The organism is Cupriavidus sp. 05T42, assembly GCF_056396345.1.
Genome location: NZ_JBFTLH010000002.1, coordinates 93,755 through 116,674 on the forward strand (window position 1 = coordinate 93,755; position 22,920 = coordinate 116,674).

A 22,920-nucleotide genomic window follows, 5' to 3' on the forward strand; every position below is an offset into this window, starting at 1 on the left:
CGGGATTTTTTTTGCCGCGTACTACCGAGGGCTCAACGCACTGCCGCGACGGCGTTCTCGTGGCGTGCCGCGAATGCGCTCGGACGCGCTACGTTCTTGCGTACCGCGCTCGATCGGGCGGTCAACGATTTCCGGAGTTCTTCGGCAACGTAGACCTGATCGTCTTCCGCCAGGCCTAGCCACAGTGGCAGTCGAATCAGGCGCGATGCGATGTCGTCCGTGACGGATAGGTCGCCATGCGCGCGTCCGAATTCCATGCCTGCCGGCGACGAATGCAACGGCACATAGTGAAACACCGCGCCAATGCCAGCCGCCTTGAGATCCTGCAGTACGCCCTGGCGATCTGTGCCTTCTGCGACCAGAATCTGATACATGTGGGCGTTATGCTGGCAATCCGTGGGAATGACCGGACGGCGCAACAGGCCCTCGGCCTCGAGCGGGGCCAGCAGGGTATTGTATCGATTCCACAATGCCATCCGCCGTTGCGTCAGTTGCTCCGCCTCTTCTAGCTGCGCCCAGAGGAATGCAGCGGTAAGCTCGCTGGGCAGGAACGAGCTGCCTGCCGAGCGCCAGGTGTACTTGTCGACCTGGCCACGATAGAAGCGACTGCGGTCGGTACCCTTCTCGCGAATGATTTCCGCACGCTCAACGTAGGCCGGGTCATTCACGATCAATGCGCCGCCCTCGCCGCTGATGACGTTCTTGGTCTCGTGGAAGCTATAGGCTCCCAGATGGCCGATGCTGCCGAGTGCGCGCCCTTGATAGGACGCCATGACGCCTTGTGCGGCGTCTTCCACCACCACCAGATCGTGCTTTTTGGCGATCGACATGATGGTGTTCATTTCGCATCCGACACCCGCATAGTGAACTGGCGCAATGCCACGGGTGCGTGGGGTGATGGCGTCCTCGATGCGCTTCTCGTCGAGGTTGAACGTGTCCGGTCTCACATCGACAAACACGGGTACGGCACCGCGCAGGACGAAGGCGTTCGCGGTGGACACGAACGTGTAAGAGGGCATGATGATCTCGTCGCCGGGCTGCAGGTCCATCAGCAGCGCCGTCATTTCCAGCGCGGCGGTGCATGAGTGGGTCAGCAACGCCTTTGGTGCGCCGGTCTTGGCTTCGAGCCACGCGTGGCATTGATGGGTCAGCGGGCCGTCGCCGGCCAAGTGCCCACGCGCGTGAGCTTGCGAGATGTAATGCAACTCTCGCCCCGTCATATACGGTCGATTGAAAGAGATGTTTCGCACAGCAGCTCTCGTTGCGTCCTTCCCTGGACTTGGTTGTTATCGTCGCAGATCTGGCCTGCGTTCTATAAGTTTTCCAATCTACACTATTTCTGATCGATTTCTCTGCGAATCTTCATCAGGTGTTTGACTGGCCGCCGTGAAGCGCATGAGTACCCGGCTGACGACGATAGCCATCAGCGGTTGCATCCACCAGTAGGACACCTCCGCAAAGAAATTGGTGCTGCCTTGTGGCACTGCCAGCACTATTCCTGGCAAGACGGAGGTGACGGTAATGACAATGGCCAATTCTACGTCTAGCAGCGTATGGCTTTTGAGGCGCAATCTCAAGACGGGCGCTTGTTTTTGGCGCGGGAGCAGCAGCCGATACAGTACGAATATGATCACCGGCCCAAAAAATGCCAGGAACGAAAACACGTAGAAGTCTGGTCCGACACTGTCGCGCAGGAAGGCAAAAGGCTTGATCGAATCAAGCAAGCTGGTGTCAGCCTGACCGCCATTTGTGTTCGCTCGGGTCAACCATAGGCCATATCCCAGTGGCAGTGCAATGGCCACACAACCCAGCAGCTTTCGAAAAATGGTCTCCCGGCTTCTCAGTACCACGTAGCCAAACACAGCGCCGATGACTAGTCCCACGCTGATCTTGAGCAGACAGAGGACCCAAAGGTAGAGCGCGAGAAGCAGACCGGTCCGCCACGTGATCCGGATGCGCATCTGTTCGCCGAGCTGGTCGAATAGCCAGATGCCGCCGAGGTAGGCGACCAACAGGGCCACTCCGAAAGACTCGCTGTGAAAGGCGTTCTCCCAGACGCCAAGCTCCCGGCGTGTTGGGGCGGCAATCACGCCAATAAAGCAGATCGAGGCTACCGCCCAGTACCAGGCTGGGGTACTTCCGGGGCTTGATCCGCTTCCTTCCACCCGTGCCAGGAATCCTTTGAACGCCACGGCGAAAAGGAACATGACGCAGACGAACAGCGGGCCAAAAATCAATGGGAAGACGACCGAGTAGAACGGCAGCGGTCCAATACCGAGCAATCCGTACAAGACCATCATGAGCCGGTGGCTACCGAAGTGGTACGGGAAAGTCGCGAGTCCGTCGACCCCGAGTGAGCCCACGCCATAGCCGCTCAGCATGTTGGCGATGGCTGCATGAAAGAGCAGATCAACGTGGACAGTGCCGGAAAGGATTGCTTGCTCGATCCACAGCGTTTTATAGCCATCGGCAAAGCTCAGCAAGAATGCCCAGTATCCGATTGCCACGCCAGCCAGCATCGGCACAAGAGCCGCGCGCGGCCCCGCGCTGACTGCCATCATCAGCAACCTGATAACCGCCACGCCGAACGTGACATACGCGATGTCGACATGCTTGGGGACCGCCCAGAGCAGCGCCAGTCCCGCCAGGAACCCGATGGCGAGGGCCAGCAACGGAGACTGAAACCAATGCCTGCGCATGGCGAGAAGACGCACTTCGAAAATCACCGCTACTGTCCCGATGACTGCGGCCGCGGCCGCCAATATGGCAGTCGTCAAGGAGGCATCAGGCGTCAGGGTGGGTGCCGAAACCCAATGGTGCAAGGCCAGCGCGAAGCAAATCGCCACGCATTGACATGCCAGGTAGCCGCCCACTTCGAAAGGATCGTGCGTGGATGTTCTCGAACTTAGTGCCTGATTAGCTGGCTGCACAATCGCTTCTTTCGGCAACGAAGCCTTCGCCTTGCCGGCGGATGATCGCCACATGCGTGAACCCCCGATCATGCGCAAGGGTGCAGGCGTCTTCCAGATCAGCTTCGCTTGCAGGGGCATGGTTCGGGAGGTACTGGTAACCGTAGGAATTGTAGGCACAGCCATTGTCTCGCGCGTGCAACGCACCCAGCAACGGCTTTCCGGTGAGTGCCGGAATACTGAAAGGCTGGATGGCGCAAGGCTTCAGGAGCGTATCGTACGGCTGGTCGATATAGGCGCCGGCAAAAAAACTAGGATCGTCGACAAAAACCGCATACCGCTGCTTGCTGTAGGCAGGATCCAGCTTCAACGCCTGGAGCAGGGTGTAGAAGTTATGTCGGACGGTTCGCTCGCACGCCTTGTCGTCAATGTCGCAGCCCATGGGCAGCGTGGCCATTTGCTGAGCCACCTCGAGCTTCTTGCCCATCACACGGTGATAGTCGACCAGATTCCACCCGGCGGCCGTGGCTAGCCCACCCATCAGCACCAGCACCGCGGCCCAACGCCCGAGCAACGCGGGAGCCACTAGACCCTGCCTTCGATTGGCAAATGGTCCTCAGATTCTCCACAGCCACATTCGGTATCGACCACATACATGGGCCTGTCTTTGGCAATCTCGAATATCCGCGCGATATACAAGCCAACCGTGCCGATGCTGGCGAGCACCAGTCCCGTCGAGAACAAGATCGCCACGAACAGGCTGGTCCAACCTGGGAGCGCCGTCATGACGAAATGACGATAGATGAAAAAGCAGCCCCCGACGAAGCTCAATGCGGTGAAGAACAGGCCCGCATAGATGATCCAGGTCAGGAAGACACTGGTTTGGAAAAACACCCCGCCCAGTGCGTGCTTGATCAGACGGCTCAAACTATAGGCACTGTTGCCGGCATACCGGTCCCCGTGGGCGTACTCGATGGTCCCGCAGCGAAAACCCAGCCACCGCAAAATAAACAGGTAGTGGCGCTCGCGCTCGCCAAAGCGGAGGAACGCGTCGACAACCTTCCTGCTGAGAATGCTGAACGTGCCGTAGCTGCCGTCCACGGATTCCCCGGTCAGTGTGCGCATGATTCGGAAATACAGGTTTGCCGAGGCCCTGCGGAATGCCGAATGGCTTCGTTCCATCCGGCGTGCCAGTACAAGGTCATAGCCCTTTTTGATTTCCTCAAGCAGGTCTGGAATGCGCTCCGGCGGGTCCTGCAAGTCACAGTCCATCACCACGACGTATTGTCCCCTGGCGCTTTCCAGGCCCGCAGTGATCGCCATTTGCTGGCCGAAGTTGCGGCTCAGTCGAATGCCGCGGACGGATGCGTAGCGACTGGCCAGGGAGGCTGTCAGAGGCCAGGAATTGTCCGGGCTTCGATCGTCCACAATGACGATCTCGAAAGAGGGGACTAAGGAGCGAAGCACGCTATCCAGGCGAGCGCACAATTCTTCGAGGCAGCCCAGGCAGCCGTACGACGGCACTACGACGCTGAGTTCCGGTGTTGTCATCATTTTTTATTGCTGGCGTTGCGTCGCGGCCAGTCGTTTTACACGATCCCGACGCCACTCCAGGGCGTTCTTCGGCACGCGCGAGTCGTAGCCGAGCAGCCTGCGGATTGCCGGATCTTCGGAGAAACTCTCGCCGAGCACGGCGGGAAAATCATACTGCTGCTTGAGCAGGGGAATGGTGTAGAGGTGATTCACCCCGCGACGAATCTGCGACGACCGATTCACCCCGGCGCGATGGAAAACCATGGCATCGAAAATCAGCACCGAACCGGCCGACGCGGTAATTTGCGTCGCGTGTTGCAGCAGGTAATTTTCCGAGGGCATCGTATTGTGGCGGTGCGAATGCGGCAGCACGATGGTGCCGCCGGTCTCGGTCGTGAACGGATCGATCGCGAACAATGCGCCTAACGCAAGTGGTCGTGAACTCGTCCAGTTCTGATAGGGTAAATCCCGGTGCCAGGCGGTTTGATGATGGCGCTCGTCCGGCCTGTTGATGATGGCGTTCTGCAGATTCAGGATGTACCAGTCGCCAAGCACGCGGCGCATCAGTTCGAGTACCGTGGGCGTAGACGCCAACTGGACGAAGGCCTCGTCATAAATCAGCGGGGCCCGGCACAGATCCTGTTCCCCGATCGCAGTCAGCGCTTCGCGGCCACCGAACTCCGTTTCCTGCAGGGCGTAGACGGTATCGATCCGTTGTCGCCACGCCTCAAGTTGCGCGGTATCCAGCGCGCCTTCTATGACGGTATAGCCGAGGACATCGAGCTCCTCTTGATACCTTGCAATGGCGTCCAGCATGGCATTCGGACGAATGCCTCCGTAATAGCTTTCGTTATTCATGGGATGCGTTTTCTTTCTTTCGTCGACGCCAGTTGCGTAAGCGCGTCAGATGCCGCGCAGGCGCGTGCTTGGCACCCGCGATCGCTCAGACGGTGGCGACGTGTAGACGCCTTCTGGTTCGGTGTCCGCACTGATTAAGGAGCCTGCTCCGATGACGCAGCGTGCGCCGATGGAAACGTGATCACGCACAGTGGAGTTCACGCCCAAAAAGGAACTGTCTCCCACGCGCACGCCACCCGAAATCACGACATGGGAACTGATGAAGCAGTTGTCCTCGATGACGGCGTGGTGTCCGATATGGTTGCCGCTCCACAACGTGACGTTGTCGCCAATGTGGGAAAACGGCTGGATCGTGTTGTCTTCGAGGATAAAACAATTGCCACCGGGCTCGAATCCGTCGAACGTCGTAGCCCGGCTGCTGATGTAGCTGGGCGTGCGATAACCGGCGTCGCGCACTGCCTGGACCTTTTGTTTGCGTATGCTATTCAGCTTTGTATAGCTCAACGCAACAAAAAGGTCGGCCTGTGCGGGCGGAAACGACTGTGCCAGTTCATCGAAGGGGATGACGGGCAAGCCAAGGAGCGAGTCCTTGTCCATGAACGCGCGGTCGACCGTGAAAGCTACGGGCTTGTAGGCAGAATCATGAGTGAAGTAGAACCATGCGACTTCAGCAATCTGTCCGGTACCGAAAATCACCAGCGGTTTGGTCGCGTTCTCCATCGCTTATTTCCTCACGACAATAGTGAATTCATAGAGCCCGTAGTCATGAAACAGTGCGACATTCCGGGAAAATTCGCGCTTGCACAGGTCGAATAACTCACACGGATCAGCGTAGTGCAGGTCGGCACGCATGCGGTCTGCGTCCGAATACGACGTCAGGCAATTGAAGGCAAAGCCTCGCTTGCTGAATGCGTGCATGCGTTGCAGCGTATCCCGAATATAGGCCTTCCAGTTAGGCTCGTCACTGCCGAGTCGCACGTTGAAGATGCCGCTCGCCACGGCGAAGTCGACCGGCGATTCGGGTTCCGTGCCGGAGAGGAAGTGGGCGTGCGCCGCTGCCTTGTGCAAGTCCCTGGCCGTTTCGATCATCGTCTCCGAAATATCGATGCCAAGGTATTGGAAGTCACGGTAGCGTTCCTGCAGGAAATCCAGCAACGCGCCGTAGCCGCAGCCAACGTCGACCACAGAGAATGCAGCCTCGGGATCCAGGACGCGGCATAGCTGTTCAAAGCGAAGAAGCTGTCCGTCCTCGCCGTTCCAGTCTACGCCCTTGGGTTGCGGTCCAAATTCCTTGATCTTGTCGGTGTAGTAACTCGCGACAGGTGAAAGCAAGTTATCCATGATTTTTGAATTCCTCGCCGTCGGCGCTGGCGGAAGTCGCTGGATACTTCATGAAGTTCCTGGCTTCCTCTCCGCAATTGAATAGGAGATCAAGTGCCGTGACACCGTGCTCGAAATCGCCCCATAGCTGAGGATATTCGGGGTAGCCCGAATAATCGAAATAGTGCAATGCGATGTTTGCGTCGGCGAACAGTTCCGCCTGAATATAGTCTCTCGCCGCGGGGCCAGAAATATAGTCGGTGGCACCAGCTTGCTTGCAAAGGCCGACCAGCCGCTCTGTCTTGCCGTCGACGAGATCGTAATCCCACGACCATTTCAGGGGGGTCGAAATACCAAGCAGCGGGCAGAGCGCCTCGATCATGGTCCGGTTCAGGTCCGACAAGCCACTGTATTCTCGTTGGAGAAAGAGAGGCTCGAGAATTTCGGCGATTGCCTCGAAATGAGGCGCGCGACGATAGTTCTGCTGCAGGGCCTTCCAGTGATCCGTACGCCACCGGTCACCGTCGAGTTCGGTTTCACGAATCGACTGGTGGTACTTGCCTTTAACCTTGACAGGCAGCGTCAGCCACGTCAGCCCTTGGGGAGTTTTGATGAGGTTGCGGTTGCGCCAGTCCCGGCGCGTGTACTGCATATCATCGTAGATAATAAACTCGTCGACCGAGCCGATCAGATCAAAATACCCTTTCCAGGGGATGTAACACGACTGGACGATCGCCACAACTTTACGCTTGCTTTCAATTTCCACGCTCATCCTGTTATTCAATGCAGAGGTCTGGAAGCAGAATCAATGTCCGATATTCATCAATTCAGCGGGCTATTTTAAGAGTCCCACTTAAGATAGGCGTTCCCAGGCACAGCAATTGTGACAATTGTGCGAGGATAACACGGGTCGATGCAATTAAGGTATCAGACAATTTGATAATTGCCCCTGATGCCCCGCAACCGGAGGCAGGCACAAGTCGATCGCTGGCACCTGTCCCGATGTGTCGCCTCATCCACTTGCCTTCTGTGCCACGACGAGCCGCGAGCCTCCTACGGGTAGGTTCACGCCCCGTTGGATCGCTGCGACTTCGGCATTCAACACGGTCCCCAACGTGGCGTTCAGCCAAGGCGACAACTCAAGTTCGGCAGTGGGATTGTCATCGATTCGACCGGAAATCTTTTGCATCGCGCGCGATGCAAGCATAGCTGGCAGCAAAGCGGAGACAAAGGATGTGCTGCGGACGACTGTGAAGCCTGCAGCCTCGATCTTGCGGTGCAAGTCACTCGCGGTGTAGCGGCGCACATGGCACGCGTAGTCATCGGTGGGGCTCCAAAGCCACGCATGCTGAGGCACGGTCAGCAGCAGGATCCCACCCGGCTTCACCGCCTGGTGCATCATGGCGAGCACGGCCTCATCTTCTTCGATGTGCTCCAGAACGTCAAAAGCGCCGATTGCATCGAATTCGTCGACGAACGGCAGCCTTCGCGCATCCATTTGCATGAAATTGACCGCGGGCGTCCGCTCCGCTGCGAATTTCAGCCCAGCTGAAAAGATTTCGCTGCCGAACAGTTGCGCGTTGGGATACTGGTTTGCGATCCCTGATAGAACGTAGCCGGTGCCGCAGCCGATCTCGAGGAATGAGTTCAGGTTTTGACAATATTGGCGCAATGCCCAGAGAATCAGCTTATTGCGGCCGCGAAACCAAAAATTTCCCGCTTCCAGTTCCGACAGGCGCGTGAAATATTCGGCTTTGAATCCGCTATTTTCCTGTGCCAGCTCGGGAGCATAGGCGGGAAACTGGTTGACGGATGCAGGCGCCCAATTACAAGCCGGGCAATTTATCTTTTCCCCCGCGAAGGTCGTCGCGCATTGGAGGCATTTCTTCATGAGAGTTCCTGTTTATTTTCTGTCGCGCGAAATACTACAAGCTTGAAAGCGAGAAACAGATAGCCTGCGACCACGAAAATGGCAATACCCTGGACGATCTGGTGTCTATACCCCAGTTTGTCGACAAATACATACAGAATCGTGAGGTTCAACAGGTAGCCAAACACGTGTGCCACGGCATAACCGGCGGCAGCCCGCCACCACTCGCCCCGATGTGAAAATGCCCAGGTCCGGTTGCCGAAAAAACCGACGGCGGCCCCAATGGCGTACAAAAACGTCATGGCCAGTTTTGGGTCCACACCGAAGAAAGTGATCAGCAGATACGCGCAATAGCCAGAAAGATTGCTCACGACGCCGACGACCGCATACCTCAGAAGCTGTTTTACGGGAAGATTCGAGACCTTCAAGCTGTCCGTCTTAATCATCGATACGCAGCGCAAGTCCGAAGCCGGTTTTCCCATTTCCGTTGCCGTTGTACAGCATATATTCTTGCCCCTTATGCTCGAATACAAATGGGTACTCGATCATTTCCGAATCCCATCCTTCCGAAGACACGTCAATGCCGGTCTTTGCAAGTTCGAGTTCCCATTCCCTGCCGTCCGGGCTTTCGGCGTAGCCAATACGGTATGACTCTCCCGAACCGCTGCGGTACGAGAACCACATCCGGTAGCCGTCTGAAGCATTACCGATGACAGTTGGCCGCGAGAAGGCCTGTGCCGTGCCAATAACATAGGGCACCGCCAACCCGTGCCGTTGCCAGGCATGGCCGTCCTGAGAACTGGCATGCTGGATGACATGGATCATTTCGCCGTTCCCTGCATCCCAGGTCATCGTGGACCCGTACCACATGCGGTATTCGTCCGGGGTGTGGATGACCCAAGGATAGGAAAGGCTCACGGGATCGGTTTGATCGGCCGCCATGAACGGCTTCTCGCTATCCAGGCGTAACGAAAGATCGTCCCCGAGGAGAAGGCGCCCGACATCCCCCCGCCAATGGCCGCCAGGCGGATACTGCCATCCCATAAAAAGAATGTACCGTTGGCTTCCGGCCTGGTAGCAGTTGCCGATGCTGACGCCGTGTGAATAGAAGCTGCCTTCAGGCCCATGCTCGAAGACGGGCTTGTCGTGCACGTATACAACCGTGCGCTTCACAATGTCCACGTCTACATACCCGACCGACGATCTGTTTTGCGTATCGCGGCCGCTGTAAAAGACGCGATAGACGTCCTCATGCAGATGAACGGCCAGCGGATTGGCAGCATGGCTGGTAAGTTTTGGATGAATTCGGTCGGGACAAAAGAGAAGTCCCATTTTCTTCCATCGCATCGGGGTCTCGCTAGCTAGATTCAGATGTTCGCAGAAGCGGCGGATATCAAGCAATGAACGCCGCCTGGCGGCTACTTTCGCCGATAAATCTGGTGCCACGGTTCATTGGTGAACCCGGGCGCCAGTTCGTAGTGTGTCAGGACGTACTGGTAAATCAGCGGGTGAGTGTTCTGAAATCGCAAGTCTTCCCGGTCGTCCAGCGGCGCATTGTTGATCAGCACGACACTCGGCGCAGCGGCCCGGATGCGGTCGATTTCTGCGCGTTCGAAGTCGTTGCCGCGCGGGAACAGGGCGTAGATTTCCCAGACGGGGGATTTCCGCTGCAGCACCGCATAAGCGCCGGGCCAGAATGGCATGACCAGGACATTGCGCTCCGGCCCTGCGAGATCGCCAACCTTGTGGATCAAGGCCAGATCCTGGACCGTGCGGCCGTTCACTTTGATCGTGCTGCCACCAACCTGGGCCTTCGTGCAGTCGCCGGAGAGATGGCATTGCCAGCCCGCATCGGTTGGCAATAGCGTGAGGACGCTAGCAGCGCAAAGCAGTGCTGCGGCAGGCACGCGAATCCATGCACGGCATTTTACAAGTACCGCCAGGGTGCCAAGAATAAACGGGAAAATGCCTTGGGCCAGATGAACCGTGTCCGCGCGCGAAAAGCTGTAGTGAGCGTAAGGGATCGCCAGCAAACTGCAGGCAGCCAGAAGGGGTGAAACCGGCTTGTTCAGCAGGCGCCGGCCGAAGCACCAGGCGATGCCGAGAATACCGAAGGCGATAACGCCAACGAAGAAGCTTCCCAGTGCGACAGCGGTGGCTGCGTCCAGTGCCGGCAGCTTTTGGACCTGCACCAGCCAGGGCCAGGGCACGGGTAGCACGAGGTTGGTGGTCTTGACCTCGGTGAAGAGGAATCGAACGCTGTCCCAGAGCGTCGTGGCGAAACCCGGTGCGGCAATCATCAACACCAGTGCCGGAAGGTATCCCAGGAATATGCCGACTGCCCAGGCGGCCATGCCCTTCGGCACGCTGCGCCGCTGGGCGTCGGCACGGCAGGAGAGGAAGGCAAAGGCGCCAATGCTGCCTGCCACCCCGTATACGCCATGGTTTCTTCCGAAAATCGCGGCGATGCCGACCACCACGCCGAGCAGGAAGTATGTGCGACGCGTTGATTCCCTCAATACCAATGAAAGGCCGCCAACCAGCGCAATTGAGGAGACGACATCAAATACCTTGAACCAGGGATACATCCATACTGCCAGCGTGCACGCGGCAAGTACGAGCACGATTGGGCGCCGCCCATGCGCTTCGGTGTCGAGCAGCTTCAGCCCAATGAAAATGCCGAATGCCTGGACCATGGCCCCGGTCGCGCGCAACATCAGCAGGCTGTCGTTGCCGAGCAACTTCATAATGGCCGCCGACCAGTAGTACCGGCCGGGGTCATAGGCTAGGAAGTCGCGTGTCGGAATCTCGCCGGCGAGCACCCGCTGCACGCCGTACCAGAAAAAGCCCTCATCAGGCAGATTCAGTCCCTTGTTTCCCTGCCAGAGGAAGACAATCAGCGCCGCCGCGCAGGACAGCAACGTTACCCTAAGCAGTTGCCGGGAATGCATTTCAGGTGAATAGGGTAGTGCTATCAGGCGCATTCAGCTGGGGTCCTGCGGTGTTTTCGGAAAGAAAGTGTTTCGCGATCTTGGCAGCGACAGGCCGATTCGCATGGCATGCCCAGTCTACCGACCGTTTCGGGTTCGGATTGTACTGGCTCGGCGGCAGGCTTTGACGATCCGGAGGTCGAGCGCGGCTCAAGCAGTCGGATTGCGATACTGCGGGCACTCGACCTGGATCAGCGAACGTGCGGCCGGATCACTCGCCAGCCGCGCGGCCGTGAGCCGTCCGCCCCAGACGCATCCTGTATCCAGCAACATCAGATTGGCGCGCATCACCAGCCCCAGCGTCGACCAGTGTCCGGCGACGACTGTCACGTCCGCGGTTTGGCGCCCCGGCACGTCGAACCACGGGAGGAAGCCGTCCGGCGCGCCGCCGGGCCCTTCCTTGGTCTTCAGGTCCATGACGCCGTCCGCTGTGCAGAACCGTAGGCGTGTCAGCGCGTTGACCACGACGCGGTGGCGTTCGATGCCGCGCAAGCCGGCGTCCCAGCGGTCTGCCGCGTTACCGAAGACGTCGGCAAGAAAGCCTTCCCAGTTGGCGCCCTGCAACTGCTCCTCGACCTCACGTGCCAGATCCACGACCTGCGCGGCGGACCACTGCGGCAGGACCCCGGCATGCACGAGTAGGCAATCCCCCTCACGTAGGGCCAAGGGTCTGTGCCGAAGCCAGTACAGCAGTTCCTCGCGGTCGCTGGCGGCCAGGATGTCGTCCAGCGTGTCTGACTTGCCTTTCTTGCGCACCCCGGCGGCGACAGCGAGCAGATGGATATCGTGATTGCCCAGAACGGCATCGGCCACACCTCCCAGCGCCCGGACGGCGCGCAGTGTCTCGAGCGACGTCGGGCCGCGGTTCACCAGATCCCCAACGAAGCGAAGCCGGCATTCGTCCGGCAGCCGGGTGCGCAACAGGCTTAGGGATTCGGCGCACCCCTGGAGATCCCCTACCGCGAAAAGTGCTTCATTGGTATCATTTTGCTTGTGCGCAATAGCTGGCATGCGATGTGTCCGTTGAGTTGCCATGCCCCGCCTTGGGCTCGATCAAGCGTTACAACAGGCTACAAAAAGATCCAGTGTAGGGGGCAGGGCGGGCAGTGAGTCGGATAGAATACCGCCACTTCCACAGACACTTAAATCTTCCCCCGTCCCGCCTCACGGGCAAGGAGGGAATGCTCGGCGTTTGTCGGGTTTTCGAAATATATCGACTTCAGGGAGTAGAAGTTTTGCCTCACATCTTGGTCACAGGAGGCGCCGGATTTATCGGCGCGAATTTCGTACTCGATTGGCTGCGCGACAATAATGCCGATGGCATTGTCAATGTCGACAAGCTGACCTATGCGGGAAATCGCAAGACACTTGCCCCGCTGGATAGCGATCCCCGGCATGTCTTCTCCCAGACCGATATCTGTGACCGTGCCGCACTGGACCAGCTGCTGGCGACGTATCAGCCTCGCGCAGTAGTGCATTTCGCAGCGGAAAGCCACGTTGACCGATCTATCCACGGTCCGTCGGAATTCATCCAGACCAATATCGTTGGCACCTTCACTCTACTGGAAGCCGTGCGCGCCTACTGGGGCGGGCTCGATGCAGCCGCCAAGGCCGCTTTCCGCTTTCTTCATGTGTCGACGGACGAGGTGTTCGGTTCGCTCGGACCCCAGGATCCGCAGTTTTCGGAAACCACGCCGTATCAGCCGAATAGTCCCTATTCGGCGTCGAAGGCGGCATCCGACCATCTGGTCCGGGCCTATCACCATACATATGGCCTGCCCGTCGTCACGACGAACTGCTCGAATAATTACGGTCCCTATCACTTTCCCGAAAAGCTGATTCCGCTGGTGATCACCAACGCGCTGGCGGGCAAGCCCCTGCCGGTTTATGGCGATGGCCAGAATGTGCGTGACTGGCTGTATGTGGGCGATCACTGCGCCGCTATCCGGGAAGTGCTGGACCGAGGCCAACTGGGCGAGACCTACAACGTCGGTGGCTGGAACGAGAAAACGAATCTCGACGTCGTCCATACGATCTGCGACCTGCTTGATGCACTCCAGCCCAAGGCGCAGGGCTCGTACCGCGACCAGATCACGTTCGTCAAGGACCGTCCAGGTCACGACCGGCGCTATGCCATTGACGCCCGCAAGCTGGAGCGTGAACTGGGCTGGAAGCCTGCGGAGACGTTCGAAAGTGGTCTGTGCAAGACGGTGCAGTGGTACCTCGACAACCAGGAGTGGGTGCAGGACGTGATGTCCGGCGAATACCGGAACTGGGTGGCGAAGCAATATGCAGCCTGAGACACGTCGCGTCCCTACGCTTCTTGTAACAGGAAGCAATGGCCAAGTCGGCTTCGAACTGCGGCGCAGCCTCGCACCGCTTGGCCGCGTTGTCGCCGTTGATCGGCACCGCTGTGATGTGACGCGTCCCGATGCCCTGCGCGACCTGATGCGCGAAGTGCGTCCGGATGTGGTTGTGAATGCGGCGGCCTATACGGCGGTGGACAAGGCCGAAACGGACGCCGATATGGCGTTTGCCGTCAACGGCGTGGCGCCCGGGGTGCTGGCCGAAGAGGCCCGCAAGCTCGGCAGCCTGATGGTTCATTACTCCACCGACTACGTCTACGATGGCCTCAAGTCGGGTCGCTACGTCGAGACCGACCCGGTGAACCCCCAGTCCGTCTATGGCCGGAGTAAGTTCGCGGGCGAGCAGGCCATTGCCGATAGCGGTGCCACGGCCATCGTGCTGCGCACGTGCTGGGTGGCCGGCGTGCATGGCGGCAACTTTGCCAAGACCATGCTGCGCCTTGCGCAAGAGCGCGACACGCTGCGCGTGATTGCGGACCAGTTCGGCGCGCCCACCACGGCCTCGCTGATTGCCGATGTCACGGCCCAGATCATCGCGCGGCATTGGCTGCACGGGCGCCGCGAGGCATTTCCCGCAGGCGTCTATCATCTTGCCGCGAGCGGCGAGACATCCTGGCACGGGTACGCCACGAAGGTCCTGGCCATCGCCGCGGCGAAGGGTGTGGCGCTGAAGGCCGATCCGGCTGGGATCGAACCGATTCCGGCCAGCGCCTACCCCTTGCCGGCGCCGCGCCCGTCGAATTCGCGTCTGGACACGTCCCGGTTGCAAGACGCGTTCGACATTCATCTTCCGGATTGGCAGCAGGGCATCGAACATCTGCTGGACCAGATCCTTTCCTGACAGACATCATGCGCAAAGGCATCATCCTGGCCGGCGGTTCCGGCACGCGACTCTATCCGATCACCCGCTCGGTATCGAAGCAACTGCTCCCGGTGTACGACAAGCCGATGATCTACTATCCGCTGTCGACGCTGATGTTGGCAGGGATTCGTGACATCCTGATTATCTCCACGCCCGAAGACACGCCTCGTTTCTCGGAAATGCTCGGCGATGGCAGCAACTGGGGCCTCAACTTGTCCTACGCCGTGCAGCCGTCCCCCGATGGGCTGGCTCAGGCATTCATCATCGGTCGCGACTTCGTCGGCAATGACCCGTCGACGCTGATTCTCGGCGACAACATCTTCCACGGGCACGACCTGGTGCGCCAGCTCGAAAACTCGGCGGCGCAGCAGCAGGGCGCGACGGTGTTCGCGTACCACGTGCATGACCCCGAGCGGTACGGCGTGGTGGAGTTCGACGAGAACTTCCACGCGTTGTCGCTGGAGGAAAAGCCGGTCAAGCCGCGCTCGCACTATGCAGTGACCGGTCTGTACTTCTACGACAACCAGGTATGCGACATCGCGGCCGATATCAAGCCATCGGCCCGGGGCGAGCTGGAGATCACCGACGTCAACAAGTGCTATCTGGACATGAAGCAGCTTGAAGTCGAGATCATGGGCCGTGGCTATGCATGGCTGGACACCGGTACGCATGATTCGCTGCTGGAAGCCGCCAGTTTCATCGCCACGCTGCAGAACCGCCAGGGGCTGATGGTGGCTTGCCCGGAAGAAATCGCCTACCGGAGCAAGTGGATCACCGCCGAGCAGGTCGAGCAGCTGGCCAAGCCGCTGCTGAAGAACGCCTACGGCAAGTATCTCCAGCACATCATTTCGGAATCCATCAAATGAGCCTGAACGTCATTCGTACCGCCATTCCGGACGCGTTCATCATCGAGCCAAAGGTGTTCGGGGATGCACGCGGGTTCTTCTTCGAGAGCTTCAACGAGAAGGCGTTTGCGGAGGCCACGGGCGTGCATGCGAACTTTGTCCAGGACAACCATAGCCGCAGCGGCAAGGGTGTCCTGCGCGGCCTGCATTACCAGATCCAGCAGCCGCAAGGCAAGCTGGTGCGCGTGGTGCGCGGGCGGGTGTTCGACGTCGCGGTGGACATCCGCAAGTCCTCCGAAACGTTCGGGAAGTGGGTCGGCGTGGAACTGAGCGAGGAGAATCATCGCCAGTTCTGGGTGCCGCCTGGCTTTGCCCATGGTTTCCTGGTGCTCTCGGAATCGGCCGATTTTCTGTACAAGACCACCGACTATTACGCCCCGCAGTACGAGCGCTCCATTGCCTGGAACGATCCGGAGATCGGCGTCGTCTGGCCCGAACTGGATGTCGCGCCCAAGCTGTCGGCCAAGGATGTCGCGGCCAGCGGGCTTTCCGCTGCCGAGCTGTTCGAGTGATACCGGTCAGGCCCGGCTGACTGTCATCAGGCCGGGCTCGCATATGCAATACGTTTCTCTTTTCCGCGCATGAACCTCAATCAAGCAAAAATCGCCGTCATCGGTCTTGGCTATGTGGGCCTGCCTCTGGCCGTGGAATTCGGGAAGCACCGTCCTGTGGTCGGCTTCGATATCAATCCCACCCGCATTGCCGAACTGCAATCCGGTCACGATGGGACGCTCGAGGTTGGCGAGGGCGAGCTTGCCGAAGCCCGCCACCTGCGCTACAGCAGCAATATCGACGACCTGCGTGACTGCCAGGTATTTGTCGTGACGGTTCCTACGCCGGTCGACAAGGCCAACCGGCCGGACATGACACCCTTGGTCAAGGCCAGTGAAACCGTCGGCCGCATCATGCCGGCCGGGGCAGTCGTGATCTATGAGTCCACGGTCTATCCGGGCGCGACGGAAGAGGTGTGCGTGCCGATGCTGGAAAAATTCAGCGGCAAGTCGTTCAACGTGGACTTCTTCTGTGGATACAGCCCCGAGCGGATCAATCCCGGCGACAAGCAGCATCGCCTGCCGACGATCAAGAAGGTGACCAGCGGCAGCACGCCCGAAGTGGCGGAAGCCGTGGATCAACTCTACGCGCAGATCATCACCGCCGGCACCTACAAGGCAAGCAGCATCAAGGTGGCGGAAGCCGCCAAGGTCATCGAGAACACGCAGCGCGACGTGAATATCGCGCTGATGAACGAGTTGAGCCTGATTTTCCACCGGCTGGACATCGATACGCTCGAAGTGCTCGAGGCGGCGGGCACGAAGTGGAACTTCCTGCCTTTCAGGCCAGGTCTGGTCGGCGGCCATTGCATTGGCGTGGACCCGTACTACCTCACGCACAAGGCGCAGGAGGTGGGATATCACCCGGAGGTGATCCTCGCCGGTCGTCGCATCAATGACAACATGGCGCAGCATGTGGCCGACGAGACCGTCAAGCTGATGCTGCGCAAGGGCCTGAACGTACTGGGCAGCAAGATTCTTGTGCTGGGCCTGACCTTCAAGGAAAACTGCCCGGACGTCCGCAACACCAAGGTCGTGGACATCGTGCGCTCGCTGCGTGACTACAACGCACAGGTCGACGTGTTCGATCCGTGGATCAGCGTGGCGGATGCCGAGCACGAGTACGGGTTGCAATGCCTTGCCGAGATGCCGAAGGGCGGCGAGTACGCGGCAGTGGTGCTCGCAGTTGGCCACGAGCAGTTCATCGCCCTTGGCGAGAGCGGTATCAAGGCGCTTGGGCAGCCCGGCGCCGTGCTCTTCGACGTCAAGGGGATTCTGCCCCTTGGCGCATCGGACGGGCGTCTGTAATCAGTCAGGCGAAGGAAACGAGATGACGGTAAGTTCCGCTCAGCCGAGCGCGTACGAAAATCTGAAGCAGCAACTGGCCAGCGAACGCCATACCTGGCTGGTGACCGGCGTTGCGGGCTTCATTGGCAGCAACCTGCTGGAGACCCTGCTGAAACTCGATCAGCGCGTGGTCGGGTTGGACAGCTTTGCAACCGGCCATCGCGCGAATCTGGAAGAGGTTCGCGGGCTGGTCACGCCTGCGCAGTGGTCGAATTTCCAGTTGGTCGAGGGCGATATTCGAAACCTTGATGACTGTCGTCGCGCCTGTGTGTTTCGCAGCGAAGCCGGTGACAGCGGTGTCGAATACGTGCTGCACCAGGCAGCGCTAGGGTCTGTGCCGCGCAGCCTGCAAGACCCGATCGCCACGAACGAAGCCAATATCAGCGGCTTCCTGAACATGCTCGTCGCCACGCGGGATGCGCAAGTCAAACGCTTTGTCTACGCGGCAAGCAGTAGTACGTATGGGGATCACCCCGGCCTGCCGAAGGTGGAGGATCGCATTGGCAAGCCGCTGAGCCCGTACGCGGTCACCAAGTACGTCAACGAACTCTACGCCGATGTCTTCGCGCGCTGCTATGGGTTCCGTACCATCGGCCTGCGCTATTTCAATGTGTTCGGCGCGCGCCAGGACCCGGATGGTGCCTATGCGGCAGTCATTCCGAAGTGGACGGCCGCGCTGCTGGATGGTGAAACCGTGCACATCAACGGCGACGGTGAGACCAGCCGCGATTTCTGCTACGTGGCCAACGCCGTCCAGGCGAACCTGCTGGCCGCCACGGCCACCAGCGAAGAGGCTACAAACCAGGTCTACAACGTCGCAGTGGGTGATCGCACGACGCTGAACGAATTGTTTGCGTCGCTGCGGACCAATCTCGGGCCGTTCGGCGTCGATGCTGACGTGCAACCGGCGTATCGCGACTTTCGTGCCGGCGATGTACGGCATAGCCAGGCGGACGTCGGCAAGGCCGTATCGCTGCTGGGCTACGCGCCGACGCACCGCATCGGTGACGGCCTGCACGAGGCCATGGGCTGGTACGTGAACCGGCAGCGCACGCAGGCAAAGCGCTGATTTGGGTCGGATGTCTGCCATGGTGGTCGGTGCCGCGACCGGGGCTTCGTCGATGGACGGAGATGAGCGATCACACAAATAATTAGATGCGCGCATCACACATCTCCTGGAATCTGTTTGGGCTAGGGCTGCCGCTGCTGATCGCGGCGGTCACCGTCCCCCATCTGCTGGCGGGACTCGGAAGTCAGCGCTTTGGCCTGCTCGCGTTGGCGTGGGGGCTGATCGGCTATGCGGGGGCGTTGGATCTCGGCATTGGCCGCGCCACGACGCAGCGGGTGTCTGCCCTGCGGGACGGCCATCAGGAAGGTGCCATTCCGGACGTCGTGGCAACCGCCACGCGGCTGACCCTGGTCACGGGCGGTGTGGGCATGCTGCTGATCATGCTGGCGGCCTGGCTGGGGGTAGGGCGCCTGGTGAATGCCAGCGAGGTGTCGCAAACGGAGATTCGCTCGGCCATCCTCCTGCTGGGACTGGCGCTGCCCATGCAGGCAGTGAGCGCGACCTACCGGGGCGTGAGCGAAGCCTACCTGAGCTTCCGGAACATCAGCGTGCTGCGGATCCTGCTGGGAGCGGCGAATTTCGGCCTGCCCTATGTGATCTCGCTGTTCACCTCGCGCGTCGACCTGCTGATCGCCAGTCTCGTGGTGTCCCGGGCCATAGCGCTGTGGTTCTATCGCAGCTTCGCGCTCCAATGCCTGCCTCCCGGCGCCCCGAAGGGCGTCTATGGGCGGCCGGTCGCCAGGCAACTGTTCCAGTTCGGCGGCTGGTATACCATCAGCAGCATCCTGAGTCCCTTGCTGACCCAGGCTGACCGTTTCCTGATCGCGGCGATCATCAGTGCTGCCGCGGTGACGACGTACGTGATTCCCTACGAAGTAACGGTTCAGACGCTTATACTGTCGAGTGCTGTGACAACCGTGGCGTTTCCGGCAATCAGCCGCCTCCTGGTCAGCGACCCAGACGGGGCGGCACGGCTGTTCCGGCTTTGGCTTATCCGCGTCGTGGGCGCAATGCTGGCGGGGCTGGTCGTCCTGGCAGCCATCCTGCCGGAGCTCCTGACGTTGTGGTTGCGACATCCTGTCGATCCAGCGTCAGTCGCCGTCGGCCGAATCCTTTGTATCGGCGTGCTCGCGAACGCGGTGGGATCGATGTACTTTGCCCTGCTGCACGCACGCGGGCGGACCCGCGCTACGGCGATGCTGCACCTTGTCGAGGTGCCGCTGTATATCGCGACGCTGCTGGCGCTGACCAAGGCGTTTGGCGTCAGCGGCGCCGCCATCGCCTGGTCTTTGCGGATGTGCGTGGACGCGTGGGGCCTGAAGCTACTGGTGAGGCACGCAAAGTGAACGAAAAGCCTTACGAAGAGGGACTGCGAGCAGCCGGAATCGCGTTCGTGGGCGTGATGGCGGTCATTCTCGGGCTATTGGCCGGCTATCAGTTCCTCGGTATCAGTCGCGATTACCCGAATTATCTTGAGTTCTTCGAACTGGTGCGTTCCAGCGATGGGCTGTTCGATATCGATACCCGTTTTGAGTTCGGGTTTACGGCCCTGGTGTATTGGCTGGTGAGTCTCGGGCTGGGCAATGTGGCGATATACGGCACGATCTGCGCGTTCTGCATCATGCTGAAGGGGGCGGCCGTCCGGGGCACGGAACTGACGCTGGGCCTCATCGCAGTGCTGGTGTTTTTTTATCTGAGCAGGTATTTCATCCTGTTCGAGATGACCGTCCTGCGGGCATCAGTCGCGTTTGCCATTGCGTTCTTCGTGTTCTGGCGCAAGGACGAAAGACGGCTCAAGGCGAGTGAGTTTCTCCTCCTCTGCATGGCGGTGACTTTCCACTATTCGGCGATTGTGCTGCTGGCAGTTTATCTGCTTGGGCGCCTGCCATTCCGGATTTCGGTCTGGCTCCTGATGGCAGTCTTTGTCGTCGGTGTGCTGTTCCGGCAAACGCTGTTCGCGGAGTTCCAGTCGTTCTTTCCGGTCCTCGCGACGTATCTTGACGTGGAAGTTTCCTCCACGGTAGTGCCCTTGCCCTTCCTGCTCGATATGGCATTGATGGCGGCGGCCCTATATTTGTGGAAGGAAAATGACGTGGCGATGCAGTATGCCGTAATCGGCATGCTGATGAGCGTGGCAATTCATTTCTCGATGCTTGAGTTTCCCATTATCGCCGCCCGATTCCGGGAACTGCTTTCGGTGTTTGTTTTAATATATATTCTCAAGGCCTTTCGTTCAGAGTCCAATGTGATCAAGCTGCTGGCAGTCATGTTCGCGTTGGGGAGCGGTATGCTGAATTTTTACGCCATGACTGTTTACGATCCGTTGCTACTGGGATGAATAAAATCGATATCGTTATCGTGAACTGGTCGTCCGGCACGCAGTTGCTGGAGGCGATGCTGAGTCTGCAGGAACATGCGGATGGTCACGTCGCGTCAGTTGCCATTGTCGATAACGCTTCCGTGGACAATTCGCTGGAGCTGGTTGCCGAGCGCAAGGATTGGGTATTCCCGATTCACTTCGTGCGCAATACGGAAAACCGGGGATTTGGCGCCGCGTGTAATCAGGGCGCGCGCATGGGGAGTGCCGAAATGGTGCTGTTCCTGAATCCGGATACCAGGCTGTTCGAAAATTCACTTTCCCTTCCGCTTGAATACATGCAGCGCCGGGAAAATGCCGATGTCCACGTGACGGGTATCCAGCTCATCGACGAGACTGGCCATATCCAGCGCGCCTGCGCGCGGTTCCCGTCGCTCGGCATGTTCTCTGCGGCCGCGGTCGGTCTCGACCGGCTGCCATGGCTGCGGGACTGCCGGCACCATATGAGCGACTGGGACCACGCGTCCACGCGAGAGGTGGATCACGTAATCGGCGCGTTCTATCTGATCCGTCGCAGCGTATTCGAATCGATCGGTGGATTCGACGAACGATTCTTCGTCTACCTTGAAGACCTCGACCTGTCGTTGCGCGTGCACCAGTCCGGCGGCCGCATCATGTTCCTGGCGGAAGCACAGGCGTTCCATGCCGGCGGGGGAACCTCGCGCCAGATCAAGGCGACGCGCCTCTTCTATTCGCTGCGTAGCCGGTTGTTGTACGGCTTCAAGCATTACTCCCGTGCCGCTGCCTGGGCATTGCTTGCGGTGACGGTGGTGGTCGAGCCGCTGACGCGTACGGTGTTCTCGGCAGCCCGAGGGGGGATGCAGGATATCCGCAATACGCTGCGCGGATACGGCATGCTTGCCCGTTCCCTGCCGCAGGTCCTCAGGGCGTCCAAGCGATGAAAGTGCTGCTGCTCACGCGCTATGGCCGCCTCGGCGCATCCTCGCGGCTGCGCATGCTCCAGTTCCTTCCGTGGTTCAGCGAGGCGGGGCTCGAGAGCGAAAGCCAGGCATTGCTGGGCGATGCCATGCTGGCGCGGAAGTACCACGCCGGAGGCTACCAGCGTGGCGCGATGATCGCAGCATATGGCGCGCGGATGCGCTCCATGGGCCGGCGCAAGCATGCCAACGTGGTGTGGATCGAGAAGGAGGCGTTGCCATGGTTTCCGGCGTCGATTGAACGGGCCATGCTGCGCGGCGTGCCGTACGTGCTGGACTATGACGACGCGCTCTTCCACAACTACGACCTGCACCGTCTGGGCGTGGTGCGACGCGTACTGGGGCGCCGCATCGACGCCATCATGGCGGGCGCAGCGCTGGTGACAGCCGGGAACGAGTACCTCGCCCAACGTGCGCGGGACGCCGGGGCGAAATGGGTGGAAGTCGTGCCGACGGTCATCGATCTCGATCGCTACCCACTGCATGACCGCACTGCGGAAGCGGATGCCGTGCCCCGCATCGTGTGGATCGGTTCGCCGACCACCGCCGCCTATCTGGGTGCCCTGGAGGCACCGCTGCAGCGGCTGGCCGCGCGTCGTCCTTTCAAGCTGCGCGTCATCGGCGCGGAAGTGTCGATGTCTGGCGTGGATGTGGAGTGCGTGCCGTGGACGGAGGCGTCCGAGGTGGCATCGATCGCAAGTTGCCAGGTCGGCATCATGCCGCTGCGGGATTCGCCATGGGAGCGCGGCAAGTGCGGCTACAAGCTGATCCAGTACATGGCTTGCGGATTGCCGGTGGTGGCCTCGCCAATCGGCGTGAACGAGCAGATCGTGCGCGACGGAGAGAACGGATATCTGGCCGATGGTCCCGAGGCATGGGAGCGCGCCCTCGAGACCCTGCTCGATGACGGCGCCATGCGCCATGCCATGGGTCAGGCGGGACGCGATCGCGTGGAGCGGGAGTACAGCGTCCAATGTGTTGCGCCGCGCCTGGCGCGACTTCTGAAGCAAGCCGGAGCGAGTTGA

At 59.9% G+C, this 22,920-nt stretch carries 23 protein-coding genes; 10 read left to right on the plus strand and 13 right to left on the minus strand.

The window, feature by feature from the left end; translation table 11 throughout:
- Positions 1-32: 32 nt before the first annotated feature.
- The 13 genes from rffA to AC1EJR_RS02540 form a co-directional block, all read right to left on the minus strand.
- Positions 33-1,250 (minus strand): dTDP-4-amino-4,6-dideoxygalactose transaminase, encoded by a 1,218-nt coding sequence (gene rffA, locus AC1EJR_RS02480; protein WP_454757294.1) that lies wholly within the window; start codon positions 1,248-1,250, stop codon positions 33-35.
- 78 nt (positions 1,251-1,328) lie between these two features.
- Positions 1,329-2,984: a hypothetical protein gene (locus AC1EJR_RS02485; protein ID WP_454757293.1), complete on the minus strand. Its 1,656-nt coding sequence runs from the start codon at positions 2,982-2,984 to the stop codon at positions 1,329-1,331.
- A complete protein-coding gene (locus AC1EJR_RS02490; RefSeq protein WP_477112813.1) occupies positions 2,917-3,462 on the minus strand; it encodes a hypothetical protein in 546 nt (181 codons plus the stop codon). Before AC1EJR_RS02490 ends, AC1EJR_RS02485 begins: the two co-directional genes overlap by 68 nt.
- Positions 3,463-3,494: 32 nt before the next feature.
- Entirely contained in the window at positions 3,495-4,463 is a 969-nt protein-coding gene (locus AC1EJR_RS02495; protein ID WP_454757291.1) for a glycosyltransferase family 2 protein, read from the minus strand.
- Positions 4,464-4,466: 3 nt separating this feature from the next.
- The gene (locus AC1EJR_RS02500; RefSeq protein WP_477112814.1) at positions 4,467-5,300 is read right to left on the minus strand and encodes a phytanoyl-CoA dioxygenase family protein; all 834 of its coding nucleotides are present in this window, start codon (positions 5,298-5,300) and stop codon (positions 4,467-4,469) included.
- A gap of 45 nt (positions 5,301-5,345) precedes the next feature.
- Positions 5,346-6,020 carry an acetyltransferase gene (locus AC1EJR_RS02505; protein ID WP_477104833.1) on the minus strand — a complete coding sequence of 225 codons (675 nt, stop codon included), beginning with the start codon at positions 6,018-6,020 and terminating at the stop codon, positions 5,346-5,348.
- A 3-nt stretch (positions 6,021-6,023) separates the two neighbouring features.
- Positions 6,024-6,641 carry a class I SAM-dependent methyltransferase gene (locus AC1EJR_RS02510; RefSeq protein ID WP_454757288.1) on the minus strand — a complete coding sequence of 206 codons (618 nt, stop codon included), beginning with the start codon at positions 6,639-6,641 and terminating at the stop codon, positions 6,024-6,026.
- Positions 6,634-7,392, minus strand: coding sequence for a WbqC family protein (locus AC1EJR_RS02515; protein ID WP_454757287.1), 759 nt, complete (start codon positions 7,390-7,392; stop codon positions 6,634-6,636). Before AC1EJR_RS02515 ends, AC1EJR_RS02510 begins: the two co-directional genes overlap by 8 nt.
- Before the next feature lie 240 nt (positions 7,393-7,632).
- The gene (locus AC1EJR_RS02520; protein ID WP_454757286.1) at positions 7,633-8,511 is read right to left on the minus strand and encodes a class I SAM-dependent methyltransferase; all 879 of its coding nucleotides are present in this window, start codon (positions 8,509-8,511) and stop codon (positions 7,633-7,635) included.
- On the minus strand, positions 8,508-8,936 hold the full coding sequence (locus AC1EJR_RS02525) for a GtrA family protein (RefSeq protein WP_454757285.1): 429 nt from the start codon (positions 8,934-8,936) through the stop codon (positions 8,508-8,510). Before AC1EJR_RS02525 ends, AC1EJR_RS02520 begins: the two co-directional genes overlap by 4 nt.
- The gene (locus AC1EJR_RS02530; protein WP_477104834.1) at positions 8,929-9,891 is read right to left on the minus strand and encodes a glycoside hydrolase family protein; all 963 of its coding nucleotides are present in this window, start codon (positions 9,889-9,891) and stop codon (positions 8,929-8,931) included. The genes AC1EJR_RS02525 and AC1EJR_RS02530 overlap by 8 nt, the downstream gene beginning before the upstream one ends.
- A gap of 17 nt (positions 9,892-9,908) precedes the next feature.
- On the minus strand, positions 9,909-11,474 hold the full coding sequence (locus tag AC1EJR_RS02535; RefSeq protein WP_477104835.1) for a hypothetical protein: 1,566 nt from the start codon (positions 11,472-11,474) through the stop codon (positions 9,909-9,911).
- 156 nt (positions 11,475-11,630) lie between these two features.
- Positions 11,631-12,491 carry a symmetrical bis(5'-nucleosyl)-tetraphosphatase gene (locus tag AC1EJR_RS02540; RefSeq protein WP_454757282.1) on the minus strand — a complete coding sequence of 287 codons (861 nt, stop codon included), beginning with the start codon at positions 12,489-12,491 and terminating at the stop codon, positions 11,631-11,633.
- Positions 12,492-12,715: 224 nt separating this feature from the next.
- On the opposite strand from AC1EJR_RS02540, the gene rfbB reads away from it, so the two are divergent.
- From rfbB to AC1EJR_RS02590, 10 genes are all read left to right on the plus strand, one after another.
- A complete protein-coding gene (rfbB, locus tag AC1EJR_RS02545; RefSeq protein WP_477112816.1) occupies positions 12,716-13,780 on the plus strand; it encodes a dTDP-glucose 4,6-dehydratase in 1,065 nt (354 codons plus the stop codon).
- Complete coding sequence (gene rfbD / locus AC1EJR_RS02550) at positions 13,770-14,687, plus strand: dTDP-4-dehydrorhamnose reductase (protein ID WP_454757280.1); 918 nt, start codon at positions 13,770-13,772, stop codon at positions 14,685-14,687. The genes rfbB and rfbD overlap by 11 nt, the downstream gene beginning before the upstream one ends.
- An 8-nt stretch (positions 14,688-14,695) precedes the next feature.
- Positions 14,696-15,574, plus strand: coding sequence for a glucose-1-phosphate thymidylyltransferase RfbA (gene rfbA, locus AC1EJR_RS02555; RefSeq protein WP_454757279.1), 879 nt, complete (start codon positions 14,696-14,698; stop codon positions 15,572-15,574).
- Positions 15,571-16,125: a dTDP-4-dehydrorhamnose 3,5-epimerase gene (gene rfbC, locus AC1EJR_RS02560; RefSeq protein WP_454757278.1), complete on the plus strand. Its 555-nt coding sequence runs from the start codon at positions 15,571-15,573 to the stop codon at positions 16,123-16,125. Before rfbA ends, rfbC begins: the two co-directional genes overlap by 4 nt.
- Positions 16,126-16,194: 69 nt before the next feature.
- A complete protein-coding gene (gene tviB / locus AC1EJR_RS02565; protein WP_477112817.1) occupies positions 16,195-17,472 on the plus strand; it encodes a Vi polysaccharide biosynthesis UDP-N-acetylglucosamine C-6 dehydrogenase TviB in 1,278 nt (425 codons plus the stop codon).
- A 22-nt stretch (positions 17,473-17,494) separates the two neighbouring features.
- On the plus strand, positions 17,495-18,580 hold the full coding sequence (locus AC1EJR_RS02570; RefSeq protein WP_454757276.1) for an NAD-dependent epimerase/dehydratase family protein: 1,086 nt from the start codon (positions 17,495-17,497) through the stop codon (positions 18,578-18,580).
- Positions 18,581-18,666: 86 nt separating this feature from the next.
- Positions 18,667-19,926, plus strand: a complete 1,260-nt coding sequence (locus AC1EJR_RS02575; protein WP_454757275.1) for an oligosaccharide flippase family protein — start codon at positions 18,667-18,669, stop codon at positions 19,924-19,926.
- Entirely contained in the window at positions 19,923-20,918 is a 996-nt protein-coding gene (locus AC1EJR_RS02580) for an EpsG family protein (RefSeq protein WP_454757274.1), read from the plus strand. The genes AC1EJR_RS02575 and AC1EJR_RS02580 overlap by 4 nt, the downstream gene beginning before the upstream one ends.
- The gene (locus tag AC1EJR_RS02585; RefSeq protein WP_454757273.1) at positions 20,915-21,859 is read left to right on the plus strand and encodes a glycosyltransferase family 2 protein; all 945 of its coding nucleotides are present in this window, start codon (positions 20,915-20,917) and stop codon (positions 21,857-21,859) included. Before AC1EJR_RS02580 ends, AC1EJR_RS02585 begins: the two co-directional genes overlap by 4 nt.
- Positions 21,856-22,920: a glycosyltransferase family 4 protein gene (locus AC1EJR_RS02590; protein WP_454757272.1), complete on the plus strand. Its 1,065-nt coding sequence runs from the start codon at positions 21,856-21,858 to the stop codon at positions 22,918-22,920. Before AC1EJR_RS02585 ends, AC1EJR_RS02590 begins: the two co-directional genes overlap by 4 nt.

Coding starts and splice junctions, on each gene's coding strand:
- AC1EJR_RS02540 (WP_454757282.1), bottom strand. CDS start 12,491: ATGCCAGCTATTGCGCACAAGCAAAATGATACCAATGAAGCACTTTTC.
- AC1EJR_RS02515 (WP_454757287.1), bottom strand. CDS start 7,392: ATGAGCGTGGAAATTGAAAGCAAGCGTAAAGTTGTGGCGATCGTCCAG.
- AC1EJR_RS02575 (WP_454757275.1), top strand. CDS start 18,667: ATGCGCGCATCACACATCTCCTGGAATCTGTTTGGGCTAGGGCTGCCG.
- AC1EJR_RS02500 (WP_477112814.1), bottom strand. CDS start 5,300: ATGAATAACGAAAGCTATTACGGAGGCATTCGTCCGAATGCCATGCTG.
- AC1EJR_RS02495 (WP_454757291.1), bottom strand. CDS start 4,463: ATGATGACAACACCGGAACTCAGCGTCGTAGTGCCGTCGTACGGCTGC.
- AC1EJR_RS02520 (WP_454757286.1), bottom strand. CDS start 8,511: ATGAAGAAATGCCTCCAATGCGCGACGACCTTCGCGGGGGAAAAGATA.
- rfbD (WP_454757280.1), top strand. CDS start 13,770: ATGCAGCCTGAGACACGTCGCGTCCCTACGCTTCTTGTAACAGGAAGC.
- AC1EJR_RS02510 (WP_454757288.1), bottom strand. CDS start 6,641: ATGGATAACTTGCTTTCACCTGTCGCGAGTTACTACACCGACAAGATC.
- AC1EJR_RS02570 (WP_454757276.1), top strand. CDS start 17,495: ATGACGGTAAGTTCCGCTCAGCCGAGCGCGTACGAAAATCTGAAGCAG.
- rfbA (WP_454757279.1), top strand. CDS start 14,696: ATGCGCAAAGGCATCATCCTGGCCGGCGGTTCCGGCACGCGACTCTAT.
- AC1EJR_RS02485 (WP_454757293.1), bottom strand. CDS start 2,984: ATGTGGCGATCATCCGCCGGCAAGGCGAAGGCTTCGTTGCCGAAAGAA.
- AC1EJR_RS02535 (WP_477104835.1), bottom strand. CDS start 11,474: ATGCGCCTGATAGCACTACCCTATTCACCTGAAATGCATTCCCGGCAA.
- AC1EJR_RS02585 (WP_454757273.1), top strand. CDS start 20,915: ATGAATAAAATCGATATCGTTATCGTGAACTGGTCGTCCGGCACGCAG.
- tviB (WP_477112817.1), top strand. CDS start 16,195: ATGAACCTCAATCAAGCAAAAATCGCCGTCATCGGTCTTGGCTATGTG.
- AC1EJR_RS02590 (WP_454757272.1), top strand. CDS start 21,856: ATGAAAGTGCTGCTGCTCACGCGCTATGGCCGCCTCGGCGCATCCTCG.
- AC1EJR_RS02525 (WP_454757285.1), bottom strand. CDS start 8,936: ATGATTAAGACGGACAGCTTGAAGGTCTCGAATCTTCCCGTAAAACAG.
- rfbC (WP_454757278.1), top strand. CDS start 15,571: ATGAGCCTGAACGTCATTCGTACCGCCATTCCGGACGCGTTCATCATC.
- AC1EJR_RS02505 (WP_477104833.1), bottom strand. CDS start 6,020: ATGGAGAACGCGACCAAACCGCTGGTGATTTTCGGTACCGGACAGATT.